The sequence below is a fragment of the Falsirhodobacter sp. 20TX0035 genome, from assembly GCF_028307215.1.
Classification (GTDB): domain Bacteria; phylum Pseudomonadota; class Alphaproteobacteria; order Rhodobacterales; family Rhodobacteraceae; genus Falsirhodobacter.
On the sequence record NZ_JAQMHV010000004.1, the window covers coordinates 189,658 to 214,320 of the forward strand.

22 protein-coding genes are annotated in these 24,663 nt (G+C 66.5%); 6 read left to right on the forward strand and 16 right to left on the reverse strand.

The window, feature by feature from the left end:
• Window positions 1-2: 2 nt before the first annotated feature.
• From PIJ50_RS07580 to iscR, 4 genes are read right to left on the reverse strand one after another with little or no spacing between them, the layout of a single operon-like run.
• Window positions 3-773 carry an FkbM family methyltransferase gene (locus PIJ50_RS07580; RefSeq protein ID WP_271974095.1) on the reverse strand — a complete coding sequence of 257 codons (771 nt, stop codon included), beginning with the start codon at window positions 771-773 and terminating at the stop codon, window positions 3-5.
• Complete coding sequence (gene sufB, locus PIJ50_RS07585; RefSeq protein ID WP_271974096.1) at window positions 773-2,293, reverse strand: Fe-S cluster assembly protein SufB; 1,521 nt, start codon at window positions 2,291-2,293, stop codon at window positions 773-775. Before sufB ends, PIJ50_RS07580 begins: the two co-directional genes overlap by 1 nt.
• A 12-nt stretch (window positions 2,294-2,305) precedes the next feature.
• Window positions 2,306-3,352, reverse strand: coding sequence for a cysteine desulfurase family protein (locus tag PIJ50_RS07590; RefSeq protein WP_271974097.1), 1,047 nt, complete (start codon window positions 3,350-3,352; stop codon window positions 2,306-2,308).
• Window positions 3,349-3,810 (reverse strand): Fe-S cluster assembly transcriptional regulator IscR, encoded by a 462-nt coding sequence (iscR, locus tag PIJ50_RS07595; protein ID WP_271974099.1) that lies wholly within the window; start codon window positions 3,808-3,810, stop codon window positions 3,349-3,351. The genes PIJ50_RS07590 and iscR overlap by 4 nt, the downstream gene beginning before the upstream one ends.
• Window positions 3,811-3,949: 139 nt before the next feature.
• Between iscR and PIJ50_RS07600 the strand changes: the two genes are divergently transcribed.
• From PIJ50_RS07600 to typA, 4 genes are all read left to right on the forward strand, one after another.
• On the forward strand, window positions 3,950-4,609 hold the full coding sequence (locus tag PIJ50_RS07600) for an alpha/beta hydrolase (protein ID WP_271974101.1): 660 nt from the start codon (window positions 3,950-3,952) through the stop codon (window positions 4,607-4,609).
• Window position 4,610: 1 nt separating this feature from the next.
• Complete coding sequence (locus PIJ50_RS07605; protein ID WP_271974102.1) at window positions 4,611-5,195, forward strand: HD domain-containing protein; 585 nt, start codon at window positions 4,611-4,613, stop codon at window positions 5,193-5,195.
• A gap of 81 nt (window positions 5,196-5,276) precedes the next feature.
• Complete coding sequence (locus PIJ50_RS07610; RefSeq protein ID WP_271974105.1) at window positions 5,277-6,488, forward strand: NADP-dependent isocitrate dehydrogenase; 1,212 nt, start codon at window positions 5,277-5,279, stop codon at window positions 6,486-6,488.
• 361 nt (window positions 6,489-6,849) lie between these two features.
• Window positions 6,850-8,670 carry a translational GTPase TypA gene (gene typA, locus PIJ50_RS07615; RefSeq protein ID WP_271974107.1) on the forward strand — a complete coding sequence of 607 codons (1,821 nt, stop codon included), beginning with the start codon at window positions 6,850-6,852 and terminating at the stop codon, window positions 8,668-8,670.
• A 59-nt stretch (window positions 8,671-8,729) separates the two neighbouring features.
• Here typA and PIJ50_RS07620 read toward each other — a convergent pair whose 3' ends face one another.
• From PIJ50_RS07620 to recA, 3 genes are read right to left on the reverse strand one after another with little or no spacing between them, the layout of a single operon-like run.
• A complete protein-coding gene (locus PIJ50_RS07620; protein WP_271974109.1) occupies window positions 8,730-9,017 on the reverse strand; it encodes a DUF1330 domain-containing protein in 288 nt (95 codons plus the stop codon).
• Window positions 9,018-11,666, reverse strand: coding sequence for an alanine--tRNA ligase (gene alaS / locus PIJ50_RS07625; protein WP_271974111.1), 2,649 nt, complete (start codon window positions 11,664-11,666; stop codon window positions 9,018-9,020).
• A 60-nt stretch (window positions 11,667-11,726) separates the two neighbouring features.
• Window positions 11,727-12,794, reverse strand: a complete 1,068-nt coding sequence (recA, locus tag PIJ50_RS07630; RefSeq protein ID WP_271974113.1) for a recombinase RecA — start codon at window positions 12,792-12,794, stop codon at window positions 11,727-11,729.
• A gap of 186 nt (window positions 12,795-12,980) precedes the next feature.
• Between recA and PIJ50_RS07635 the strand changes: the two genes are divergently transcribed.
• Window positions 12,981-13,568, forward strand: a complete 588-nt coding sequence (locus PIJ50_RS07635; protein WP_271974115.1) for a hypothetical protein — start codon at window positions 12,981-12,983, stop codon at window positions 13,566-13,568.
• Here PIJ50_RS07635 and PIJ50_RS07640 read toward each other — a convergent pair.
• The 9 genes from PIJ50_RS07640 to PIJ50_RS07680 are packed head-to-tail and all read right to left on the reverse strand — an operon-like array spanning window position 13,561 to window position 24,058.
• Window positions 13,561-15,591 (reverse strand): ATP-binding protein, encoded by a 2,031-nt coding sequence (locus tag PIJ50_RS07640; protein WP_271974117.1) that lies wholly within the window; start codon window positions 15,589-15,591, stop codon window positions 13,561-13,563. The genes PIJ50_RS07635 and PIJ50_RS07640 overlap by 8 nt on opposite strands.
• A gap of 34 nt (window positions 15,592-15,625) precedes the next feature.
• Window positions 15,626-16,771 carry an RsmB/NOP family class I SAM-dependent RNA methyltransferase gene (locus PIJ50_RS07645; RefSeq protein WP_271974118.1) on the reverse strand — a complete coding sequence of 382 codons (1,146 nt, stop codon included), beginning with the start codon at window positions 16,769-16,771 and terminating at the stop codon, window positions 15,626-15,628.
• A 48-nt stretch (window positions 16,772-16,819) separates the two neighbouring features.
• Window positions 16,820-18,583 (reverse strand): adenine deaminase, encoded by a 1,764-nt coding sequence (locus PIJ50_RS07650; RefSeq protein WP_271974120.1) that lies wholly within the window; start codon window positions 18,581-18,583, stop codon window positions 16,820-16,822.
• On the reverse strand, window positions 18,580-19,482 hold the full coding sequence (locus PIJ50_RS07655; RefSeq protein WP_271974122.1) for a nucleoside hydrolase: 903 nt from the start codon (window positions 19,480-19,482) through the stop codon (window positions 18,580-18,582). Before PIJ50_RS07655 ends, PIJ50_RS07650 begins: the two co-directional genes overlap by 4 nt.
• Window positions 19,475-20,482, reverse strand: coding sequence for an ABC transporter ATP-binding protein (locus tag PIJ50_RS07660; RefSeq protein WP_271974125.1), 1,008 nt, complete (start codon window positions 20,480-20,482; stop codon window positions 19,475-19,477). Before PIJ50_RS07660 ends, PIJ50_RS07655 begins: the two co-directional genes overlap by 8 nt.
• On the reverse strand, window positions 20,475-21,248 hold the full coding sequence (locus PIJ50_RS07665; RefSeq protein WP_271974126.1) for an ABC transporter permease: 774 nt from the start codon (window positions 21,246-21,248) through the stop codon (window positions 20,475-20,477). Before PIJ50_RS07665 ends, PIJ50_RS07660 begins: the two co-directional genes overlap by 8 nt.
• Entirely contained in the window at window positions 21,245-22,069 is an 825-nt protein-coding gene (locus PIJ50_RS07670; protein WP_271974127.1) for an ABC transporter permease, read from the reverse strand. Before PIJ50_RS07670 ends, PIJ50_RS07665 begins: the two co-directional genes overlap by 4 nt.
• A 4-nt stretch (window positions 22,070-22,073) precedes the next feature.
• Window positions 22,074-23,087, reverse strand: coding sequence for a polyamine ABC transporter substrate-binding protein (locus PIJ50_RS07675; protein ID WP_271974129.1), 1,014 nt, complete (start codon window positions 23,085-23,087; stop codon window positions 22,074-22,076).
• Window positions 23,084-24,058, reverse strand: coding sequence for a LacI family DNA-binding transcriptional regulator (locus PIJ50_RS07680; RefSeq protein WP_271974131.1), 975 nt, complete (start codon window positions 24,056-24,058; stop codon window positions 23,084-23,086). The genes PIJ50_RS07675 and PIJ50_RS07680 overlap by 4 nt, the downstream gene beginning before the upstream one ends.
• Window positions 24,059-24,203: 145 nt before the next feature.
• On the opposite strand from PIJ50_RS07680, the gene PIJ50_RS07685 reads away from it, so the two are divergent.
• The gene (locus tag PIJ50_RS07685; RefSeq protein WP_271974133.1) at window positions 24,204-24,617 is read left to right on the forward strand and encodes a Fur family transcriptional regulator; all 414 of its coding nucleotides are present in this window, start codon (window positions 24,204-24,206) and stop codon (window positions 24,615-24,617) included.
• Window positions 24,618-24,663: the final 46 nt, after the last annotated feature.

Sequence of the window (24,663 nt, forward strand, 5' to 3'; positions counted from 1 at the left end):
CCTCAGGCTTGAAGCGTGATGCCGGCGCGTTCGGCCGGCACGAGAATATGATTGGCGTTATGCCGTCCCACGCCAAAGGCGCGGTGTTCGATGTAGTCCTTCGCCTCAACCCAGGCGGCAAAGGCGGTCAGGTTCGCGTCATCCACCTCCACCATCAGGACCGGACGTACGCGGGCGACCAGCTGGTCAAGGCCCTGGAGGACTTCGACCTCCATCCCCTCAACGTCGATCTTGATCAGATCGGGCGTAAGGTCGGCAAAGGCCTCGTCCCCGCGCCGGACCTCCAGATTGCCGCCGGCGTCGGCGAACATCTTGGTGGCACCCAGATTGCGATCGTGCGCCTTCATGAAGAAGCCACCCTCGTTCCGGTTGGACAGGCCGAAGCCGATCCGGTCCAGATCGATGACCCCGTCCAGCCCGTTGGACAGGACATTCGCGACCAAAGGCTCCAGCGCCAGCGGATTGGGTTCGACCACGACCACGCGGGACGCGCCGCCGAACAGGGCAAACCACAGCGCGTGGTTGCCCACATTGGCGCCCACGTCCAGCACGACCATCCCCTCCGGCAGCACCTCGCGCAGGGAGTCCAACTCCTCCGCCTCGTAGAAGCGGCCAAGTCGGTGCTGGTTCTGGATCGGATCACGCTGCATGTTCAGCGTGAAGATGACGTCCCGCCCCTCGATGCGGGTGCGGACCTGCTCCATCGCGGCCAGCGCGAGGGGCGATCCGTCCCGATACGCCCGAAGACGTTCCCGCATCGGGGCGAGCGTCATCAGCCGACACTCCCCTCAAGGCTGATGGCGACCAGCGCCTGGGCTTCCATGGCGAACTCCATGGGAAGGGCCTGCAGCACCTCTTTGCAGAAGCCGTTCACGACCAGCGCGACCGCCTCCTCCTCGTCCATCCCGCGCGAGCGGCAGTAGAACAGCTGGTCGTCGTCCACCTTGGACGTCGTCGCCTCATGCTCCACGCGTGAGGAGTTGTTCTTCACCTCGATATACGGGACCGTGTGCGCCCCGCACTTGTCGCCGATCAGCAGGCTGTCGCACTGGGTGTAGTTCCGGCTGTTCTGCGCGCGCGGATGCATGGTGACCTGACCGCGGTAGGTGTTCTGCGCCTTCCCGGCGGAAATCCCTTTGGAAACAATGCGCGAGCGGGTGTTCTTGCCAAGGTGGATCATCTTGGTGCCGGTGTCGGCCTGCTGCGCGTTGTTGGCGATGGCGATCGAGTAGAACTCGCCTTGCGATGCCTCGCCGCGCAGGATGCAGGACGGGTATTTCCACGTGATGGCCGAACCGGTTTCCACCTGCGTCCACATCACCTTCGCCCGGTCGCCACGGCAATCCGCGCGCTTGGTCACGAAGTTGTAGATGCCGCCCTTGCCTTCTTCGTCGCCCGGGAACCAGTTCTGGACGGTCGAATACTTGATCTCGGCATCCTCAAGGATCACCAGTTCCACCACCGCCGCGTGCAGCTGGTTCGTGTCGCGCTTGGGCGCCGTGCAGCCTTCCAGGTAGCTGACATAGGATCCCTTGTCGGCGATGATCAGCGTCCGTTCGAACTGCCCCGTGTTTTCCGCGTTGATGCGGAAATAGGTCGACAGCTCCATCGGGCATTTCACGCCTTCCGGGATGTAGACGAACGACCCGTCCGAGAAGACGGCCGAGTTCAGCGTCGCGAAGTAGTTGTCCGACTGCGGCACCACGGTGCCGAGGTATTTCTTCACCAGCTCCGGATATTCGCGGATCGCTTCGGAGATGGAGCAGAAGATCACGCCGGCCTTGGCCAGCTCCGCCTTGAAAGTCGTGCCCACGGACACGCTGTCGAAGACGGCGTCCACGGCCACGCGCCGCGGCTCGTCCGCGCCTTCCACGCCCGCCAGAAGCGCCTGCTCCTTCAGCGGGATGCCCAGCTTCTCATAGGTGGCCAACAGCTTGGGATCGACCTCCTCCAGCGACTTCGGCTTCACCTCCATGCTCTTGGGCTTGGCGTAATAGTAGATGTCCTGGTAGTCGATCTCGGGGTAGTTGAGCATCGCCCATTTCGGCTCCGCCATCTCCACCCAGCGGCGATAGGCCTGCAGACGCCATTCGGTCATCCACTCCGGCTCATCGTTCTTGGCCGAGATCAGGCGGACGATGTCCTCGTTCAGGCCTTTCGGCGCGAACTCCATCTCGATCTCGGTGTCCCAGCCGTACTTGTACTTGCCGGCCATGGCCTGCACGGTTTCGATCGTCTCGCGATCGACGCCTTCGCGCACTTCGATCTCGGGGAGCGTGTCTTCCAAAGCCATTTTTCTCTCCATCTACGCGAGGCGGGCCAGATGCCGCGCCCGCGCCTTTGTCCAGGCATCGGCGAAACGGTCCGCCTGATCCTTCGTCACATCCGGTCCAAGCGAGATGCGCAGCGCCGACGACGCCCCCACCTCGTCAAATCCCATGGCCCGCAGCACCCGGCTCTGCCGGACCTTGCCGCTGGAACAGGCGGACCCCGCCGAAACGGCGAACCCCGCCAGATCCATCTGCATCACCTGCGTTTCACCCTTCCAGCCCGGCGTGACCAGACACAGGGTGTTGGGCAGGCGCGCCACGTCCTTCCCGACCGAAATAGTCACATTCCCCTCCCCGCACAACGAGGAATCGAGAATGTTTCTAATTTCCGCAACCCGCTCCCAGACCCCGTCCGACAGGTCGCGCGCCGCGGCTTCGGCGGCTGCGCCAAAGCCTACGATGCCCAGAATGTTCTCAGTCCCGGCCCGGCGGCCCATCTCCTGCCCGCCGCCCTTCATCTGCGCGGCCACGTCCAGCCCGCGGCGGATCACCAGCGCGCCGATCCCCTTCGGGCCGCCCAGCTTGTGCGCCGACACCAGCGCCATGTCGCAGCCCAGCCAGTTGAAGGCCACGGGCACCTTGCCGAAGGCCTGCGTCAGATCGCTGACGGCCAGCCCCTCCGGCAGGGCCTGCAGGATTCCGGTTTCGGAATTGGCAAGCTGAAGGGCGGTGCGCGCGGGGTCGTCCACGGCCACCTGCCCGTTCGCATCGGTGCGCAGCACCGCGTCGCACCAGGCCGACACGGCCTCATGCTCGATCTCCGAACAGACCAGTCCGCGCCCGGCGCAGGCCAGGGCCGCAGCCTCCGTCGCGCTGGAGACAAAGACCACGTCCGCCCCGTCCGCGCCAAGCGCCGCCGACACCTGCGCCCGCGCCTTTTCCACCAGCGCCTTCGCGGCCCGCCCCTCGGCATGGACCGAGGACGGGTTCCCCGCCACGTCCATCGCCGCGATCATGGCGGCGCGGGCCTCGGGCCGCAGCGGCGTCGTCGCGTTCCAGTCCAGATAGACGCGGGGCGTCATTCCTCGTCCACCACCCGGAACAGGGCGGGCACGGCGGGGCACGGGGCCATCCCGTTGCTGATCACATCCGACAGGCGCGTCTGGTGCAGGAAGACATAGACATGCGCCGACAGCCCTTCCCACAACCGGTTCGTCATGGATTGCGCACGGCTGCCCGACACCCCGCCCGAGGCGCCGGCGCCGCTGTGCATGGCGTTCACATGCTCCTCCACCGCCTCCATGATCTCGCTGATACGGATGGCGTCGGGGCTGCGGGACAGGCGGTAGCCGCCGCCGGGACCGCGTACCGCCTCCACCAGACCCGCGCGGCGCAGCTTCACGAACAACTGCTCCAGATACGGAAGGGAGATGTCCTGCCGCTTCGACACCTCGGCCAGCGAGACCAGCCCCGCATTCCGCTGCAACGCCAGATCCGCCAGCGCCACCATCGCGTATCGCCCCTTGGTCGACAGTTTCATGTCCGGTCCGCCCCAGATAGATTGACGTCGGCCCCCCGGCCGCTTAACTGCTTTCCATCCCGAAGGGCCCCGATTGTCAAGCCTTTTTGGAACGATTCTAAAGTAATGGCGCGCTGCGCCCGCAAGAAGAAGGCGCACGATGCCCGAAGTGATTTTCGCCGGTCCCGAGGGACGTCTGGAAGGACGTTATCACCCCCAGAAGGAACGCGACGCGCCGATCGCCATCGTGCTGCACCCGCATCCGCAATTCGGCGGGTCGATGAACAACCGCGTCGTCTACAACCTGCACTACGCCTTCTACAATCTGGGCTTCACGGTGCTGCGGTTCAACTTCCGCGGCGTGGGCCGCAGCCAGGGCGAATACGACCAGGGCATCGGAGAGCTGTCGGACGCGGCCTCGGCGCTGGATTACCTGCAATCCATGAACCAGAACGCCAAGCATTGCTGGGTTGCGGGCTTCTCGTTCGGGGCGTGGATCGGCATGCAGCTTCTGATGCGCCGGCCCGAGATCACGGGCTTCGTGTCCGTCGCACCGCCTGCCAACATGTACGATTTCTCGTTCCTCGCGCCCTGCCCGGCCTCCGGCCTGATCGTGAACGGGTCGGCCGACCGCGTGGCCCAGCCCAAGGACACGGTCAGCTTGGTCAACAAGCTGCACGAACAGAAGGGCATCACCATTACCCATGAGGTGATCGAGGGCGCCGACCACTTCTTCAAGGACGACGAGACGCACATGAAGCCGATGATCGACACGGTCAGCGGCTACGTGAAGCGCCGTCTGGGCGAGACGAGCCGCTGACATGACCGACCGCCTCTCGCAGCAATTCGCGTTCCTGCAAGAGGCGGACCGGCTGAAGGGTGTCCTGCGCGCGGGCCGCCTGTGCGACGGGTCGCGGTTCGAGAATTCGGCCGAACACAGCTGGCACCTGAGCCTTTACGCCATGGTGCTGGCCGACCACGCCCCCGCCGACGTGGACATGCCCCGTGCCCTGAAGATGCTGATCCTGCACGACCTGGTGGAGATCGACACGGGCGACGTCCCGATCCATTCGCAGAACGGCACGGCCCACGCCTCCGCCGCGCAGCAAGCGGCCGAGGCGCGGGCCGCCGACCGCATCTTCGGCCTTCTGCCCGCCGATCAGGCCACTGAATTCCGCTGCATCTGGGAGGAGTTCGAGGCCAACGCCACCCCCACCGCCATCTTCGCGAAATCGCTGGACCGCGTGCAGCCCGTTCTTCAGAACCTCGCCAATGGCGGCGGATCCTGGAAGGATTACGACGTCACGCTGGAACAGATCGATCGCCGCGTCGGTGCCAAGATCGCGCGTGGGCTGCCGCAGGTCTGGCCGTGGCTGCGCGCGCAGGTCGCCGCCTTCTTCCCGTGATCGTATACATCTGCATACTTTCCTTTTGATTTTCCCCGCGCTACACCTATCCCCGAAACCTGCAACCACCCGAGGACATTCATGTCGAAGATCAAGGTAGCCAACCCCGTCGTCGAGCTTGACGGCGACGAGATGACCCGGATCATCTGGGACTTCATCAAGAAGAAGCTGATCCTGCCCTATCTGGACGTGGACCTGAAATACTACGACCTTGGGATCGAGGAGCGCGACCGCACCAACGACCAGATCACGATCGACGCGGCCAACGCGATCAAGCAATACGGCGTCGGCGTCAAATGCGCGACCATCACTCCGGACGAAGCGCGGGTGGAGGAGTTCGGCCTGAAGCAGATGTGGCGTTCGCCCAACGGGACGATCCGCAACATCCTTGGCGGCGTGATCTTCCGCGAGCCGATCATCTGCCGCAACGTGCCCCGTCTGGTTCCGGGCTGGACCCAGCCGATCGTCGTCGGCCGTCACGCCTTCGGCGACCAGTACCGCGCGACCGACTTCCGCTTCCCCGGCAAGGGCACGCTGACGATCAAGTTCGTGGGCGAGGATGGCGAAACGATCGAGCGCGAGGTCTTCCAGGCTCCCGGCGCCGGCGTGACCATGGCGATGTACAACCTGGACGAGTCGATCATCGACTTCGCCCGCGCGTCGATGAACTACGGTCTGGTCAAAGGCTGGCCGGTTTACCTGTCGACCAAGAACACCATCCTCAAGGCCTATGACGGCCGCTTCAAGGACCTGTTCCAGAAGGTGTATGACGAGGAGTTCGCCGACCAGTTCAAGGCCGCCGGCATCCACTACGAACACCGCCTGATCGACGACATGGTCGCCTCGGCGATGAAATGGTCGGGCGGCTATGTCTGGGCCTGCAAGAACTACGACGGCGATGTTCAGTCGGACACTGTCGCGCAGGGCTTCGGCTCGCTCGGCCTGATGACCTCGGTCCTGATGACGCCGGATGGGAAGACGGTGGAAGCGGAAGCGGCGCACGGCACGGTCACGCGCCACTACCGCCAGCACCAGAAAGGCAAGGAGACCTCGACGAACTCCATCGCGTCGATCTTTGCCTGGACCGGCGGGTTGAAGCACCGCGCGAAGCTGGACAACAACGCGGCGCTGGCGAACTTCGCCACCACGCTGGAAAAGGTGACCGTCCAGACGGTCGAGGACGGGTTCATGACCAAGGACCTCGCCCTGCTGGTCGGTCCGGACCAGCAGTGGCTGACCACCATGGGCTATCTTGAAAAGGTGGACGAATACCTGAACAAGGCGCTGGCCTGATCTGAAACGGCCCAGAGGAAACTCCGGGCCGTCTTCGTTCCGGAGGGACGGAACCGGTTTGCGTTCATGACGTTAGGTCACGAGCGTCGCGGTGGCGCAGAAACTGGAGGAACGTGATGAACAGCATCATTTATCTTGTCGGCCTTGTGGTCATCGTTGTCGCCATCCTGTCGTTCATCGGCATCGGCTGATACGGCATCGCCTTTCCGCGTTTCCAAACGCGCACGGCCTTCGACGCAGAGACGGGACCCCCCGCTCTGCGTTTTTCATTTCCGGTCCTGCGGCGGCCCTTCCGCACTCGGGGCTGGCAATTTGCGCCAACCCCGTGTATCGCGACAGCGCAGCATCTAAAGGGCATCGGATGGAACTCCGCAACATCGCGATCATCGCGCACGTCGACCATGGCAAGACCACATTGGTGGACGAGCTTCTGAAGCAATCGGGCGCGTTTCGCGACAACCAGGCCGTGGCCGAACGTGCGATGGACAGCAATGACATCGAACGCGAACGCGGGATCACCATCCTTGCGAAATGCACCTCGCTGGAATGGAACGGGTCGCGCATCAACATCGTCGACACCCCCGGCCACGCCGATTTCGGCGGCGAGGTGGAGCGTATCCTGAGCATGGTGGACGGCGTCGTCCTGCTGGTCGACGCGGCCGAAGGCCCGATGCCCCAGACGAAATTCGTGACCTCCAAGGCGCTGGCCTTGGGTCTGCGCCCGATCGTGGTGCTGAACAAGGTCGACAAGCCCGACGCCGAACCTGATCGCGCGCTGGACGAGGTGTTCGATCTCTTCGCGAGCCTTGGCGCCGACGACCAGCAGCTGGACTTCCCCGCGATGTACGCCTCCGGCCGTTCCGGCTGGGCGGACATGGAGCTGGACGGCCCGCGCAAGGACCTGTCGGCCCTGTTCGACCTGATCCTGAAGCACGTCCCCGCGCCGAAGCAACTGGCCCGCATGGAAGAACCCTTCCAGATGCTGGCAACCACGCTGTCGGCCGACCCCTTCATCGGCCGCATCCTGACCGGCCGCGTCGAGGCGGGCACCGTCAAGGCCGGCGACACCCTGAAGGCCCTGTCGCGCGATGGCGAGCGGATCGAGCAGTTCCGCGTGTCCAAGGTCCTCGCCTTCCGCGGCCTGTCCCAGAACCCGATCGAGGTCGGTGAGGCTGGCGACATCGTCACGCTGGCCGGCATGACCAAGGCCACCGTGGCCGACACGCTGTGCGCCCCCGAAGTGGACACGGCGATCCCGGCCCAGCCGATCGACCCGCCGACCATCTCCGTGACCTTCGGCATCAACGACTCGCCGCTGGCGGGCCGTGACGGCAGCAAGGTCCAGTCCCGCGTCATCCGCGACCGCCTGATGAAGGAAGCCGAGGTCAACGTCGCCATCAAGATCACCGACACCCCCGGCGGCGAAGCTTTCGACGTGGCGGGCCGTGGCGAACTCCAGATGGGCGTGCTGATCGAGAACATGCGCCGCGAAGGGTTCGAGCTGTCGATCTCGCGCCCCCGCGTTCTGTTCTCGGAACAGGACGGCCAGCGGATGGAGCCGATCGAGGAAGTCACGATCGACGTGGACGACGAGTTCACCGGCACCGTGATCGAAAAGCTGACCGGACCCCGCAAGGGCGACCTGGTGGAGATGAAGCCCGCCGGCGCCGGCAAGACGCGCATCATCGCGCATGTCCCGTCGCGCGGCCTGATCGGCTATCACGGCCAGTTCCTGACCGACACGCGCGGCACGGGCGTGCTGAACCGCGTCTTCCACGAATGGGCGCCCCACAAGGGCCCGATCGAGGGCCGTCGCGTCGGCGTCCTGATCTCCATGGAAAACGGCACGGCGGTTCCCTACGCGCTGTGGAACCTGGAAGATCGCGGGCACCTGTTCATCAACCCGCAGGAGCCGGTCTATGTCGGCATGATCATCGGGGAGCACAGCCGCGAGAACGACCTCGAGGTGAACCCGCTGAAGGGCAAGAAGCTGACGAACGTCCGCGCATCGGGCACGGATGAAGCCGTCCGCCTGACGCCCCCTGTCCGCATGTCGCTGGAACAGGCCATCGCCTATATCGACAATGACGAGCTGGTGGAAGTCACGCCCAAGGCCGTTCGCCTGCGCAAGCGCTTCCTGGACCCCCACGAGCGCAAGCGCCAGTCGCGCGCTGCGGAATAAATGGAAAGGCCGCCCCGAGGGGCGGCCTTTTTCATGAGCGGTGGGTTTGGCCGAGGGGCTTATTCAAGCTCTTCGACCACCACCAGATCGCGGACGGAGGCGTTCCTGGCATACGCCAGCGCCGCCTGATATTCATCCGAGTTGTAGCAGGTCACGGCCGCATCGATCGACGGGAAGCGGACCACGACGTTGCGCTTCCGCTCCCTTCCCTCAAGCTGCACATAAGGGCCGCTGCGGTGCAGAAACACGCCGCCATGGGCCGCGATCGCCGGCCCCGCCGCCTTGGCGTACAGCGCATAGCTGTCGGGATCGGTCACTTCGACATGGGTGATCCAGAGTGCAGACATTCAACCCTCCAACATGGTTTCGACGGCCTTCACGGCCTCTTCCGCCTTTGACGCGTCCGCAGCACCGGCCTGCGCCATGTCCGGACGGCCACCGCCGCCCTTGCCGCCAAGCGCTTCGGCCGCCGCCTTCACCAGATCCACGGCCGACAGGCGCCCGGTCAGATCCGCGGTGACACCTGCAGCCAGCGCCGCCTTCCCGCCCGTGTCGGAGATGAGGAGAACGGCGCCCGAGCCGATCTTGCCCTTCATCTCGTCGATCAGACCCGGAAGCTCCTTGCCCGACACGCCCTGAACGATCCGCGACAGGAAGCGCACGCCGCCGATCTCCTTCGCCTCGCCATCCGCGCCGGACATCGCCGCTTCGCGCTTCAGCTGCGCCAATTCATTGGCCAGCGCGCGGCGTTCCTCGACCAGCGCCCGCGTGCGCTCCACCACCTCGGCGGGGGATGCTTTCAGCACGGCCGCAACCTCGGACAGCCGCTTCACCTGCTCGGACAGGTGGTACAGGGCCGCGTCGCCCGTCAGCGCCTCGATCCGCCGCACCCCGGCCGAGGAGGCCGAATCGCTCAGCAGAACAAACAGGCCGATCTCTCCCAGCCGCCCCACATGGGTGCCGCCGCAGAGTTCCAGCGAATAGGTTGCCGCATCCATCCCCTTGCCGGAGCCGTCCAGACGGCCCATCGACACAACGCGCACCTCGTCGCCATATTTTTCGCCGAACAGCGCCTGCGCGCCCAGTTCGCGCGCGTCGTCCGGCGCCATGACACGGGTCACCACCTCGCCGTTCTGGCGGATCAGCGCGTTGACCTCGGCCTCCACGGCCACGATCTCGTCCGGGGTCAGGCCCTTGGCGTGGCTGAAGTCGAAGCGCAGACGGTCCGGGGCGTTCAGGCTGCCCCGCTGGGCGACGTGATCGCCCAGAGTGCGGCGCAACGCCTCGTTCAAAAGGTGCGTGGCGGAGTGGTTGCTTTCGATCGCCCCGCGGCGCGCCCGGTCAACGACCAGCTCCGCACCCTGCCCGGTGGCGATCTCGCCCTCCACGACCTCGGCCGAGTGGATGAACAGGCCTTGGCTGCGTTTGGTGTCGGTGATGCGCGCGCGGCCGGTGTCGGTCGACAGATCGCCCGCGTCGCCCACCTGACCGCCGCTTTCGCCATAGAACGGGGTCTGGTTCAGCACGATCTGCACGACGTCGCCCACGGCCGCCTTGGCCGCGGCCGCACCCTGCGCCACGATAGCCTGGATCTGGCCCTCCGCGACGTCGGTGTCATAGCCCAGGAACTCGGTCGCGCCGAACTGGTCGGCCAGGTCGAACCAGATCGCGGCGTCCTTGGTTTCGCCCGAACCGGACCAGCTGGCGCGCGCCTTGGCCTTCTGTTCGGCCATTGCGCTCTCAAAACCTTCGGTGTCCACAGCGCGGCCCTTTTCGCGCAGCGCGTCCTGCGTCAGGTCCAGCGGGAAGCCGTAGGTGTCGTAGAGCTTGAAGGCGGCCCCGCCGGGCAGCGGCGCATCCTCGGGCAGGCCGGCCAGTTCGTCGTCCAGCAGCTTCAGGCCGCGGTCCAGCGTCTGGCGGAACTTCGTCTCCTCCTGCCGCAGCGTTTCCTCGATCAGGGCCTGCGCGCGCGTCAGCTCGGGATAGGCCGCGCCCATCTGGCGGACCAGCGCCGGCACCAGGCGGTGCATCAGCGGATCCTGCGCGCCCAGCTGGTGGGCGTGGCGCATCGCGCGGCGCATGATGCGGCGCAAAACGTAGCCGCGCCCCTCGTTCGACGGCATCACGCCATCGGCCAGCAGGAACGAGGTGGAGCGGAGGTGGTCGGCGATCACCCGGTGATGCGTTTTGCCCGGGCCGTCCGGATCGGTGGAGGTCGCGTGCGCGCTCGCCTCGATCAGGCTGCGCATCAGGTCGGTGTCGTAGTTGTCGTGCTTGCCCTGCAGCAGCGCGCCGATCCGCTCCAACCCCATGCCTGTGTCGATCGACTGCATGTCGAGCGCGCGCATGGAGCCGTCGGCGAATTGCTCGTTCTGCATGAAGACGAGGTTCCAGATCTCGATGAACCGGTCGCCATCCTCGTCGGCGGAACCGGGGGGGCCGCCCCAGATCTTGTCGCCGTGGTCGAAGAAGATTTCGGTGCAGGGGCCGCAGGGGCCGGTCGGACCCATCATCCAGAAGTTGTCGTTCGTGGGGATGCGGATGATGCGGTCGTCGGACAGGCCCGCGACCTTCTTCCACAAGGCGGCCGCCTCGTCATCCGTGTGATACACGGTGACCAGAAGGCGATCCTTGGGGATGTCGAAGTCCTTGGTCAGCAATTCCCACGCAAAGGGAATGGCCTGTTCCTTGAAGTAGTCGCCGAAGCTGAAGTTGCCAAGCATCTCAAAGAAGGTGTGGTGGCGGGCCGTGTAGCCGACATTGTCCAGGTCGTTGTGCTTGCCGCCCGCGCGCACGCATTTCTGCGCGGTGGTCGCCCGGACGTAATCCCGCGTCTCGTCCCCGGTGAAGCAGTTCTTGAACTGCACCATGCCCGAGTTCGTGAACATCAGCGTGGGATCGTTGCGCGGAACCAGCGGGCTGCTGGGCACGACCGTGTGCCCGTTCCGCGCAAAGAAGTCGAGGAAGGTGGATCGGATATCGTTCAGCGACGGCATGGGGGCCCCTGTTCTTGTCTTGCCCCCGTTTACCCCCCGCCGGGCCTTACAACAAGGCCCTCACTCTTCCATCAGGTCGTCGGCGTCCGGCTTGAAGCTGAGGTCGAGGCCGTGGGCCGTGCGGACCTTGTCCTCGATCGACCGTGCGGTCTGCGGGTTGGCGCGCAGGAACTGCTTAGCGTTCTCACGCCCCTGCCCGATCCGTTCGTCCCCGTAGGAATACCACGAGCCCGACTTCTCGACCACGCCCGCCTTCACGCCAAGATCCACCAGCTCGCCCAGCTTGGAGATGCCTTCGCCATACATGATGTCGAATTCGACCTCCTTGAAGGGCGGCGCCACCTTGTTCTTGACGACCTTCACACGGGTCGCGTTGCCGATCACCTCGTCCCGGTCCTTGATCGCGCCGGTGCGGCGGATGTCCAGACGGACCGACGCATAGAACTTCAGCGCGTTGCCGCCGGTCGTGGTTTCGGGCGAACCGAACATCACGCCGATCTTCATGCGGATCTGGTTGATGAAGATCACCATGCAGTTCGACCGGCCGATGGAGGCGGTCAGCTTGCGCATCGCCTGGCTCATCAGGCGGGCCTGCGAGCCCATCTGCATGTCGCCCATGTCGCCCTCGATCTCGGCCTTGGGCGTCAGCGCCGCGACCGAATCGACCACGATCAGGCTGACGGCGCCCGAGCGCACCAGCGTGTCCACGATCTCCAGCGCCTGCTCGCCCGTGTCGGGCTGCGAGATCAGGAGTTCGTCGAGGTTCACGCCTAGCTTCTTGGCATAGGACGGATCAAGGGCGTGTTCGGCGTCCACGAAGGCGCAAACGCCACCCTTTTTCTGTTCCTCGGCCACGACATGCAGCGTCAGCGTCGTCTTGCCCGAACTTTCGGGGCCGTAGATCTCGATGATCCGGCCCTTGGGCAGACCGCCGATCCCCAGTGCGATGTCCAGGCCCAGCGAGCCGGTGGAGGTCGCCTCGACCTCCATCACCGCGTTGTCCTGCCCGAGTTTCATGATCGAGCCTTTACCGAACTGCCGTTCGATTTGTGCCAGTGCGCTTTCGAGCGCCTTCGCCTTGTCCATTTCGCGCTTTCCGTCCAAATCAAAAAGGTTCGCAGTCGCCATACGGGGATCCTTTTCGCACAGCTGCCGGCCGCGGGCAAATCTGACGATGTTCTTGTCTTGTTCTTATATGGTGGAACGGGCCCGGACCGCAAGTCATTTCGTTAAGAAAGCTTTTCACCTGAAAATGCTTAAGCAATGGTTTACGGGTGCGTGGGACACAGGCCCGAAGAAGGAGACGACACGACGATGCTGGTATTCTGGGAACAACGACTGGTCTTTCTGGCAACGCCGAAAACCGGGTCGACCGCCGTGGAGGCGGCCTTGGAGCCGCTGGCCGCCGTGACGATCGTCCGCCCGCCGCTGCTGAAGCACACCACGGTTCACCGCTTCCAGCGTTTCCTCGGCCCCTACCTGCGCGCGGCCTCGGGCCATGAGTTCGAGACGGTGGCCCTGATGCGGGAACCCCGGGACTGGCTGGGCAGCTGGTTCCGCTACCGCACCCGGCAGGCCGTGGACGAAGCGAAGGCCACGCGCGGGATGAGCTTCGACGACTTCGTACGCGCCTACGCCTCGGACCCGCAACCCGCCTTTGCCGATGTGGGATCGCAGGAACGTTTCCTGCGACCGAAGGGGGATCAGGGGATCGACCACCTCTTCCGCTACGAGGAGATCGACCGTTTCGTCGCCTTCCTCGAAGATCGGCTGGATTGCGAGATCACGCTGCCCCGGCTGAACGTGTCGCCCCCCGGATCCACCGACCTGTCGGAGGAAGGCGAGGCGCTTCTGCGCACGGCCTGTGCCCGCGACTATGAGCTTTACAACAGCATCAGCTGAAGGCGCGCTGCACTGTCTCCGTCAGGTCGTTGAGGGAGAAGGGCTTGGGCAGGAAGACCGAATTGGGGAACTGCAACTGTTCCTCGGCAAAGGCTTCCTGGGCATAGCCCGACACGAAGATCACGCGGGCCGTAGGGCGCTGGCGCAGCGCCTCCCGCACCCAGGTGGGGCCGTCCATTCCGGGCATGACGACATCCGTCACGAAGACATCCACCGCCAGGGCGGGGTCCTCCAGCAGTTCCAGCGCCTCCTCGGCGCTGCCGGCCTCAAGCACAGTATAGCCGCGCAGGCGCAACGCGCGCGAGGCGAAGGCCCGCACCGGCGCCTCGTCCTCCACCAACAGCACGATGCCGCCGCCGGGCTCCTGCGACTTGCGCACGGGTGCCGGAGCGACTGATGCCGCGTCCGGCTCCTTGATCGACACGGGGAACAGCAGGTGGAAGGTGCTGCCCTCATCCGGGACGCTGTCCACGAAGATGTAGCCGCCCGTCTGCTTGACGATGCCGTAGACGGTGGAGAGGCCGAGGCCCGTCCCCTCGCCCGGCCGTTTCGTGGTGAAGAACGGCTCGAAGATCTTGCCCAGGTGGTCGGCGGGGATGCCCGTGCCGTGGTCAATGACCCGAATCACCGAATAGTCGCCCGGCGGCACCACGGCGCGGTTCCGGTGCAGCTCCTCCGTCAGGGACAGCGCTTCGGTCACGATGCGGATGGTGCCGCGCGTGGGCATGGCATCGCGCGCGTTGACGACGAGGTTCATGATCACCTGTTCCAGCTGCCGCCGGTCGGCCCGGATATGGCCAAGGCCGGTTCCCAGCTCCAACCGCAGGCTGACGCGTTCCCCCACAAGGCGGTTCAGCAGGTGCGCCAGATCCGACAGCACCTCCTCCAGCTCCAGCGTTTCCAACTTCTGCGTCTGCTTGCGCGAGAAGGCCAGAAGCTGGCCCACGAGGCTCGCCGCGCGGTTGGCGTTCTGGTGGATCTGCATCAGGTCGGCGTATTCCGGATCCTCATGGTCGTGGCGCAGCAACAGCAGGTCGCAATGGCCCGAAATCGCGGTCAGCAGGTTGTTGAAATCATGCGCCACACCGCCCGCCAGCTGGCCGATGGCCTGCATCTTCTGGCTCTGGATGAACTGCGCCTCCAGCACGCGCACGGCCGTGGCGTCGATCATCACGCCCAGAACCACGTCGCGCCCGCGTTCCTGCATCCGGCGCAGGGTCAGCTGCACATGCGCGTCCTGATCGCGGCGCACGCGCAGCACCTCACCCGGTGCCACCAGCCGGCCCACGGCCACGTCCTGAAGCCAGGCCGTCATGGACCGCCCCAATCCCTCGAACAGGTCGGAGATCGTGATCTTTTCACCCAGATCCAGCCGCAGCGTTTCGCGGGCCAAGGCGTTGGCGGTCAGGACCTTGCCTTCGGGGGAAAAGATCACCAGCGGGATCGGCACCTGTTCGAAGCGGATGCGCGTGGGCAGCACCAGTTCGGGTTCCGGCAGCGCGATCTCCTGCACCTCCGCCCGCTCCAGCCGCCACAGGAACAGGCCGTTGCCCCCATCATGCACGCTGAGGGTGGAGCGGACGGCCCCGGCGGTCACATCCTCGGTCACACTGCCATCGGCGCGGGCGCGGGCCAGCAGACGCAGGGCGACGAAGTCCGGCTCGGCGAACAGGCCGGGAAAGCGCGGGGTCTGACCGGGAACGACTCCCGCGGCGCGGGCGGCGGCGTTGCCGAACCGCACCCGGCCGCGCCCATCCGTGGCAAGGCACAGATCCGGATCCCGCTCCATCAGCCGCTTCAGGACGGCGCATTGCATCCGGTCGCGAACCGCCTGCACCGTCCACACCACCACCGCCCCCAAGGCCAGCGTCCAGAAGGTCGCCACCACGGCTAGCCCCGCGTCGGCCATGGCCTGGGACCGGGTGAACCAAGTCGGCCCCAGTGCCAGAAGACCCGCCCCCAGAAGGAGCGCGGCCCAAAGCAGCAGGGGATTAGCGTGCGAAAGGAAGTGGGTCTTCTTCATGGCAGATGGGTCGCAAATAAAGGTTAACCCCCGCTTAAGCGGCGGGGGCCTGCAGCAGCGCCAGGTAAAATCCGTCGCCCCCCTCCAGCGGCGTCAAGCGGCGCTCCGCAATCTGCTGCCATCCGGCGTGGCGAGACAGGAAGGCCTCCACCTGCGCGCGATTCTCCTCCTCCAAAAGGGAACAGGTGGCATAGGCAAGAAGGCCCTCGGGCCGCAGAGCGGGCGCGACCTGATCCAGAATCTCCCCCTGCGTCCGTTTCAGGGCGTCCAGTCGTTCCGGCGTCAGGAGCCACTTACCCTCGGGCGCGCGCCGCCAGCTTCCGGACCCGGAACAGGGCGCATCCACCAGAACAAGGTCATAGTCCCGCGACAGCGCGGTCTTCGTGTCCACCCGTGCCACGGAAACGCCGGCCCGCGTCGCCCGCGCCGGCAGATCGGCCATCCGCTTCGGGTCGATGTCATGGGCCGACAGGTCCAACCGCGCCCGCGCCGCCATGGCCAGCGTCTTGCCGCCCCCGCCCGCGCAGAAGTCCAGCACCCGGTCGCCATCCTTCAGCGGCAGCATCTCGATCACGGCCTGCGAGGCGGCGTCCTGCAACTCCACCCGCCCCGTGCCATAGGCGGCGGAGTTCTGGATGCGGCGCGCGCCCTCCACCACCTCCAGCGCGGTGTTGGCGAGGGGATGGGGCCGGGCCATGATGTTGTCGGCGGCCAGCGCCGCGATCGCCGCGTTCCGGTCCCCCACGGCGCGCAGGAACACCGGCGCGCGATGGCGCAACGCCTCCATCACCGGGGCGAAATCGGGCCCGAGGGAGGATCGGAGCGCGGGCGCGATCCAGTCCGGGCAGTCCAGCGCCTCCAGCCCCTCGGGCGGGCGGCCTTCCTCAACAACGGGCGCGGGGGCATGGCCTTCCCCGGTGAACAGCGGCGCGGGGTCCGTTCCGGCCGACCGCACCCCGCCGAGGATCAGACCCCGCCCGGTTTCCGCCCCGCCCAGCGCGGCGAAGCTGCGGCGGCAGCGGATCGCGTCGAACACCAGATCGCGCACCGCGGCGCGATCGCCCGATCCGGCAAAGCGGCTGCCCCGCGCCCAGTTGATCAGCGCCTTTTCGGCCGGAACACCGGAAAGCCAGCGGTCCAGAATGGTCATGGCGGCGGAAAGGCGGGCGGCTGGGGTCATGGCATCCTCGTTCGGCTGCGCGGGCCATAGCGCAGCCCGCGCGCCATGTCACGCGAAGGGACCGATCAGCGCCCCCGTCGCCCCGTCGCCGATGCCCAGATCCGTCACCCTCGGTCCCGGATTGCAGGCCAGAGAGGCGCCGACCAGCGCCTTGAACGTGCGCAGGGGCGGCGCCCAGTCGGCCACCTCCTCCGCCGCCGCCCGAAGGCGCACCAGCGCATCGGCCGTCCGTTCCGCCGGGGCGTCCGACAGCAGGCCGCAGACGGGCAGCGGCAGCACCGCCAGAACCCGGTCGCCCTGTGCCACGGCCATGCCGCCACCGCAGTCGCGCAGCGCGTTGGCCGCCGCGGCCATCGCGACCGGATCGTGGCCGAAGACGCACAGGTTGTGGCTGTCATGCGCGACCGTGGTGGCGATGGCCCCCGTCCAGCAGCCCCAATCGTCCAGCACGCCCAGCGACGGCACCGCCGCGCGCTGGCCATGCCGGTGGATCACCGCCATCATCAGCTTGTCCGGGGGCAGCAGGACACAGCCATCCTCCACCGGCAGGTCCTGCACCCGCAGTTCGGTGAAGCGCGGGCGGAAGACAGTGTTCACCGCCACGCGGCCCGTCGCGGTCGTCCGCAGCACGAAATCCCCCGGCACCAGATCCGGCACCTTCACGCTGTCGGTGAAGCGAGTCTCCGTTTTGCCGCACACGCGGTCCAGCGCCACGCCGTCGCGCCCCACCTCCCGCCCCGACGCGAAGACATGCGCCATGCGGAACCGGGTCAGATCCTCGATCACGATCAGGTCGGCGCGACGTCCGGCCGCCACCAGCCCCAGATCGGACCGCCCGATGCGGCCAGCCGCGTTCAGCGTGGCCGCGCGCAGGGCGTCCAGCGCGGGCATCCCGTGGCCGACCAGCCGCCGGACCACGTCCACCATGCCGCCACGCAGGATCAGGTCGTCGGGAAACACGTCGTCGGTGCAGATCGTCACAGTCTGCGGCAGATGGGGCAGCGTGCCCAGCGCCTCCACCACCCCCGGCAGCACGTAATCGTGCGAGCCGCGCAGCTCCACCGTCAGGCCCGCGCGCAGCTTGGCAAGGACATCCTCGCCCGACGTGATCTCGTGGTCCGAGGTGACGCCCGCCGCGGCGTAGCCCTGAAGGTCCGCGCCCCCCAGCCCCCGCGCATGGCCGCAAACCAGCTTGCCCGAGGCCAGCCCCTCCCCCACAATGCCGCGCATCTTCCGGCTGCGGTCCAGCACGCCGCGCATGTCCATGACCTCGGCCACGCCGCAGATCTCCGGCATGGCCAGCATGTGGGCCATCTCCTCGGCCCCGAAGACGGCGCCCCCCACCTCCAGCCCGGGGGCCGAGGGCACGCAGGACGGCGCCAGCGCCAGCACGCGCAGCGGCAGGTCGCGGATCGCGTCCATCGCCCAGGCGATGCCTGCCAGCCCCGCGACATTGCCCACCTCGTGCGGGTCCCAGACCACGGTGGTCGTGCCCTGCGGAACCACCACCTCGGCATAGCGTCGCGGCGTGGTCATCGAACTTTCAATATGCATGTGCGTGTCGATCAGCCCCGGGGCGACGAACCGCCCCGAAACGTCGATCACCCGCGTCGCGTCCGCCCGCGAGCCGGAGGGGTGAACCGAGGCAATCAGCGCCCCCACCAGCCCCACATCCGCCGGCCGCAGTTCCCCCGTGGCCACGTCCACCACCGTTCCCCCGCACAGAAGCACATCGAAGGATGCGCGCCCCGTGGCGGCCGCGACGGCACGGTCGCGCAAGGCGGTGTCGTTCAGATCCTGCGTCCCGGTCATGCCTGCGCCGCCCGGACCAGTCCGTTCAGGAACAGGGTCCGGACCCTCTCCGCATCCGCCCGTACGGCGACGCGCGCGTTAGGCGAGGCCCGGTGCGGGCGCCATTCGACCACGGTCATCCCGCGCGTGTGCTGTCCCGCCAGCTCCATGTCCACGCGGCCGGCCCGGAATTCCACCACCGACGGGTCGATTAGGACGGCGGCGGCCACCGGATCGTAGAGCGCCATCGGACGCCCCTCGGCAATTCCCACATAGCCTTCCAGCAGATCGGCCAGAAGCTGGCCGCGTTCGGTCGCCACGACCCGAATCGCGGCAACATCGTCCATCGTCACGGACACCTGGCGGCAGCAGTCCAGCCCCACCATGGCCAAATCCACCCGGGCCGTTAGCACGACGTCCACCGCCTCCGGATCGATGGCGGCGTTGAATTCCGCCGCGGCCGAATGGTTGCCGCCCGACGCAGTACCGCCCATCCACGTCACGCGGATCCGCGCCGCCAGATCGGGGCGGGCCTGCACCAGAAGGGCGATGTTGGTCAGGGGGCCAAGGGCGATGACCTCCACCCCGCCCGCGCCGATCCAGGCGGACAGGGCGGCAACCGCGTCCGAGCTGTCGGGCGCGTCCGTCGTGGCGGGCAGCTTGCGCCCCGTCCCCGGCATCCCGTCCTGCCCCAGCACGTAATCGGCCGTCACGAGTGCGCCGGCCAGCGGGGCCCGGGCGCCCGCGTGAACGGGCACGGCCCAGCCGAACGTCGCCCGCGCGGCGCAGGCGTTGCGCACCGCCTGATCCAGCGTGACGTTCCCCGCCACGACGGACACGCCCGCCACCCGGTCCGCCAGCATGCACCACGCCGCCAGATCGTCGAACCCCATGTCGGTGTCCAGCCAAAGATCACGCACGGGGCAACCTCACGACACCGGCCTCGGGCAGGTCGAAGGCGATCGTGTCGCCCGCCGCATGGCGCGGGGCCGAAGCGGGGGCTTCGGCCTTGATATCCCCCAGCGGCGTGGTCAGCAGATATTCCACCACCTGCCCCAGATAGGAGGCGCCGGCCACGGTGCCGCGATGCGGACCCTGCCCCAGCACGACCGAATGCGGACGCCAGGCCAGCCCCACCGCGTCCCGCACCTCGAACCCGATGGGGGCGATGCCGGCCAGCAGCCCGTTGTGGATGACGAAGGTGTTCTCGAACCCCATGAACCCGGCCACGAAGACCGACGCGGGCCGCTCATAGATCGCGTCCGGCGTGCCCGACTGTTCGATCCGGCCGTCGCGCATGACGATGATGCGGTCGGCCAAGGCCAGCGCCTCAGACTGGTCGTGGGTCACGTAGATCATCGCGATCCCCAGTTCGCGCTGCAACCGGGACAATTCGGACCGCATCTCCAGCCGCAGGCGGGCGTCCAGGTTCGACAACGGTTCGTCCAGCAGCAGCAGCTTCGGTTCCACCACGATGGACCGCGCCAGCGCCACGCGCTGCTGCTGGCCGCCCGACAATTCGCGCGGAAGGCGCTGGGCCAGATGCAGAAGACCGGTGGCGGCAAGGGCCGTGTCCACCCGCTGCGTAAGTTCCGCCCGCGCCACGCGCGCCAGCCGCAGGCCGAAGGCCACGTTCTCGAACACGGTCAGGTGCGGGAACAGGGCGTAGGACTGGAAGACCAGCCCCACCCCGCGCTTGTTCGGCGGCACGCGGGTGATGTCGCGCCCGTCCAGCGTGATCGTGCCGCCCATCGGCGTCATCAGGCCCGCGATGGCGCGCATGGTCGTGGTCTTGCCGCAGCCCGACGGGCCCAGAAGGGCCACCAGTTCCCCCGGCTGCATCGCAAAGTCCAGCCCCTCCACCGCGACGGTATCGCCATAGCCCAGCGTCAGGCGGTCCAGCTTCAGAAAATCAGACATAACGCGACAACCCCAACACTTTCTCGGCCACCATCACCACCGCCAGCGACATCAGGGCCAGAAGGCCCGACAGCGCCGCCACCGAGGGGTCGTAGTTGAATTCCATGTAGAACATCATGTCGATCGGCAAAGTCGTAACCCCCGGACCCGACAGGAACAGCGACACCGGCACCTGATTGAACGAGGTGATGAACCCTATGATGAAGGCTGCCATGATCCCCGACCGGATGTTGGGCAGGACCACCTTCATGAATGCGCCAAGACGCGAGGCCCCCAGCATCACCGCCGCTTCCTCGATGTCGGGGCGCAGGTTGACCAGGCTGGCCGACACCACCCGCACGGCATAGGGCACCAGCAGCGCCGTGTGGCCGATGAACAGCGCGACCGTCACGCCGATGCCTGTCGGAATCACCAGATGCCGCAGCAGCGCGAGGCCCACGATGATGCCTGGCACCACGATGGGGGCGGTCACGATGTTGCGGATCACCTCCGCCCCCGGCGGGCGATAGCGTTCCAGCGCGTAGGCCGCCGGAATGCCCAGAACCAGCGCGGCAAGGGTCGCCCCGATGGCCAGCGTCATCGACAGCGCGAAGGCGTTGCGGAAGCTTTCCACCTGAAACACCCGCGCCACCCAGCGCAGTGACAGGCCCTGCGGGGGAAAGGACAGCGTTTCCCCCGCCGACAGGCCCGCGATGCAGATGATCACAAAGGGCCCGATCAGGAACAGAAGGACCGCCGCCAGAAGGATGTTGCCGGAGATCCTCATGCTTTCCTCACGCTGGCGAGTTTCTTCAAAAGGATGTTGGTCAGCACCGACATCGCGATCAGGATCACCCCGATCACCGCCGCCGAGGCGTAGTCGTTCGCCACCGACACCCGCTGATACAGAAGCGTTTCCAGCATCAGGACCTTGGACCCGCCCAGGATCGCGGGCGTGACATAGGCCGTCAGCGACCCTACGAAGACCAGCGTGCCCCCTACGACCAGCCCCTCCTTCGTCAGGGGCAGGATCACCTTCCAGAACACCGTCAGCCAGTTCGCGCCCAGCACCCGCGCCGCGGGCACCACGTCGCGCGGCATGTTTTCCAGCGCCGAGATCAGGGGCAGAACCATCAGCGGGAAGAACAGCTGGATCAGCCCGATGAACACCGCCGTTTCCGTGAACAGGATGCGCAGCGGTCGTTCGATGATGCCGAGGTTTTCCAGCCCCACGTTGATGAACCCCGTTCGGCCCAGGATCACCAGCCAGGCATAGGTCCGCGCGACGGGAGAGATCATGAGCGGCAGGACCAGCATCGCGATCAGCCGTCCCTTCGTCTTCGGCCCCTTGTCCACGACCGCCATCGCCACGCCATAGCCGAGGATGGCCGACACCAGCGTGACCGTCAGGCCCAGCCGGAAGGTGCGCCAGAACACCTCGCGGTTCAGGGACGATCCGAAAAAGTCGAGGTAGTTCCCGAGGCTCCACCCCCCGTCGGTGCGGAAGGCGCCCGACAGAAGGATGATCACGGGCACCAGGAACCCCACGACGACGAACAGCGTCGCGGGGGCCAGAAGCCAAAGGCCGATGCGGCGGTCCTGGAACATGGTGTTACTGCGCGACCTTGGCGTTCCACTGCGACAGCCAGTCCTCGCGGTGTTCCAGCTGCTGGGCGGCGGGCAGGAAGTGGATCTGAGCGGCCATCTCCTCGCCATAGGTCAGGGCGTCGGCGGTCGCACCCTCCACCGAAACCTGCGTGTTCACGGGGCTGTCCACCAGGCCGTCGGCCAGCTTCTGCTGCACTTCGGCAGACAGCCAGAAGTCGATGAACTCTTGCGCCAGTTCCGGATCCTTTGTGCCCTTCACCATCGACAGCACGTTCATGCCGCCCGTCTGCCCTTCCTTCGGCTGCGCCCATGCCACCGGCAGGCCCAGCTTGGCGATGTTGGCCCAGCCGAAGCGTCCGACCACGGCGGCCAGAATCTCCTCCTGCTGCAGCAGCTGCGGGATCTGAGAGCCGCGTTCATAGAAGGTCACGACGTCGTCCTTGTGTTCGGCCACAAGGTCGATGGCGTCGGCAAATGTGGGATCGTCCTTGCCCAAGGCCTTCTGCAGCATCATCAGCGTGATCGGGCCCTGCGTCGTCGCGATGTTCGGCAGCGCCACATACCCCGCCAGATCGTCCGAGAAGAGGTCGAGCCAGCTGTTCACCGTCACCTCGTCCGACCGATAAACGATCGACGTGCCATAGAAGGTGTAACCCACGGCCATCGCATCCCCTACCGGATCTCGGGCGAAATCATAGATGTTGGAAAGGTTCGTCAGCCGGGCCGGGTCCAGCGGCGCGATCAGGCCCTTGGCGGCGGCCTCCAGCGCGTTGGCGTCGGAAAAGGCGATCACGTCCACCACCGGCGACGCGGCGTTCGCCTCCAGCTTAGCCAGACGTTCGACGCTGTTGCCGGATTCGATCACCAGCTTGCAGCCGCATTGCGCCTCGAACGGGGCGTAAAGCGCCTCGCGATAGGCGTCCTGGGCGATGCCGTAGACGGAGATGGTCAGCGTGCGGTCCTGCGAAAGCGCGGGACCGGCCAGCGCCGCAAGGGCCAGCGCGGTGCGAAGGATCATGGGTCTCTCCTGTCGGAAGGGGGTGCGGTCGATCCGCGAATCACGAGTTCGACCGGGAATATCCGCGGGCCTTCGGCCTGACGGGTCACGACATCCAGCGCATGATCGGCGATGGCGGACAGGTCCTGCCGCACCGTGGTCAGCTGCGGGGTGATGATGCGGCCCCAGATCACGTCGTCAAAGCCCGACACGGACACGTCCTGCGGCACGCGATGCCCCGCCTCCAGCAACCCGTTCACGATGCCGATGGCGCAGCCATCATAGGCCGCAGCGATGGCCGTCGCGGACCGGTTCCAGGCCAGACCGTAGGCCCGTCCGCCTTCGAGGCCGGGAATGATCAGGTCGACGGAAAACTCAACGCCGCGGGCGCGCAGGCCTTCGGTCATCCCAGCCACGCGCGCTTGGCTGACATGGGAACAGGTGGTAACCCCCACGATCCGCACGTGGCGGTGGCCCAGATCGGCCAGATGCCCCGCCACAAGCCGCCCGCCCGCCCGGTGGTCGCAGGACGCGGTGTTGGCCGGATTGCCCTCGGCGTCCACAACCGCCAGCGCCACGGGAAGCCCTTCCAGTTGAAGCAACGCGCCGCGCATGGGCACAACGACCAGCCCGTCCACGCCCCGCGCGACAAAGTCCTGCATCCGCTGCCTTTGCAGTTGCGGATCGTTCAGCGCGTCCGCTACCATGAGGGCGAGACCACGCGCACGGGCCGCACGCTCGAACGCTTGGGCGAAGCTGGCGAACAGCGGCATGGAAAAGTCCGGCACGACCATGCCGATCAGGGTGCTGCGCCCCAGGCGAAGGCTGCGCGCGGCGTGCGATGGGATGTAGTTCATCTCCTCGGCCATGGCGCGCACACGTTCCACGAGCGGGGCCGACACCCGGCCCTTGCCCGTCAGAGCGTTGGAAACGGTGGCCCGCGACACGCCCAAGGCGTCCGCGATCTGCTTCATGGAGGTTGATTCCGACATGATTACTCGTGCCATGTTGCTGGTGCCTCGTGTAATCCAGCCCTTCGGAAAATCAAACCCTTTCTTTCGCGCTGCGGTTGATTCCCGTTTTTCATTGGTGCCCGACCGCAAGATCGCCTAAATGGGCGCCAAAATGGGGGCGCACATGTCCGATGATATCATACGCCGCTGCGAGGCGAAGGGCCTGCGCATGACGGACCAGCGACGCACCCTGGCCCGCGTGCTGAACGACAGCGGCGATCACCCGGACGTGGAGGAGTTGTATCTTCGCGCCAGCGCCCTTGACCCCCGCATCTCCCTCGCCACCGTCTACCGCACCGTGAAGCTGTTCGAGGAGGCGGGCATCCTGGACCGGCTGGAGTTCGGCGACGGGCGCGCCCGGTATGAGGATGCCGAGCGCGAGCATCACGACCATCTGATCGACCTGCACACCGGCGAGGTGATCGAGTTCGTGGACCCCGAGATCGAGGCGCTTCAGGAAAAGATCGCCGCGCGGCTGGGCTACCGCCTGAAGGGCCACCGGCTGGAGCTGTACGGCGTTCCCGCGAAGAAGGACTGACGTTCGCGCAAACAATCTTTCCTTGGCGTTTCCGGCCCGTTAGACA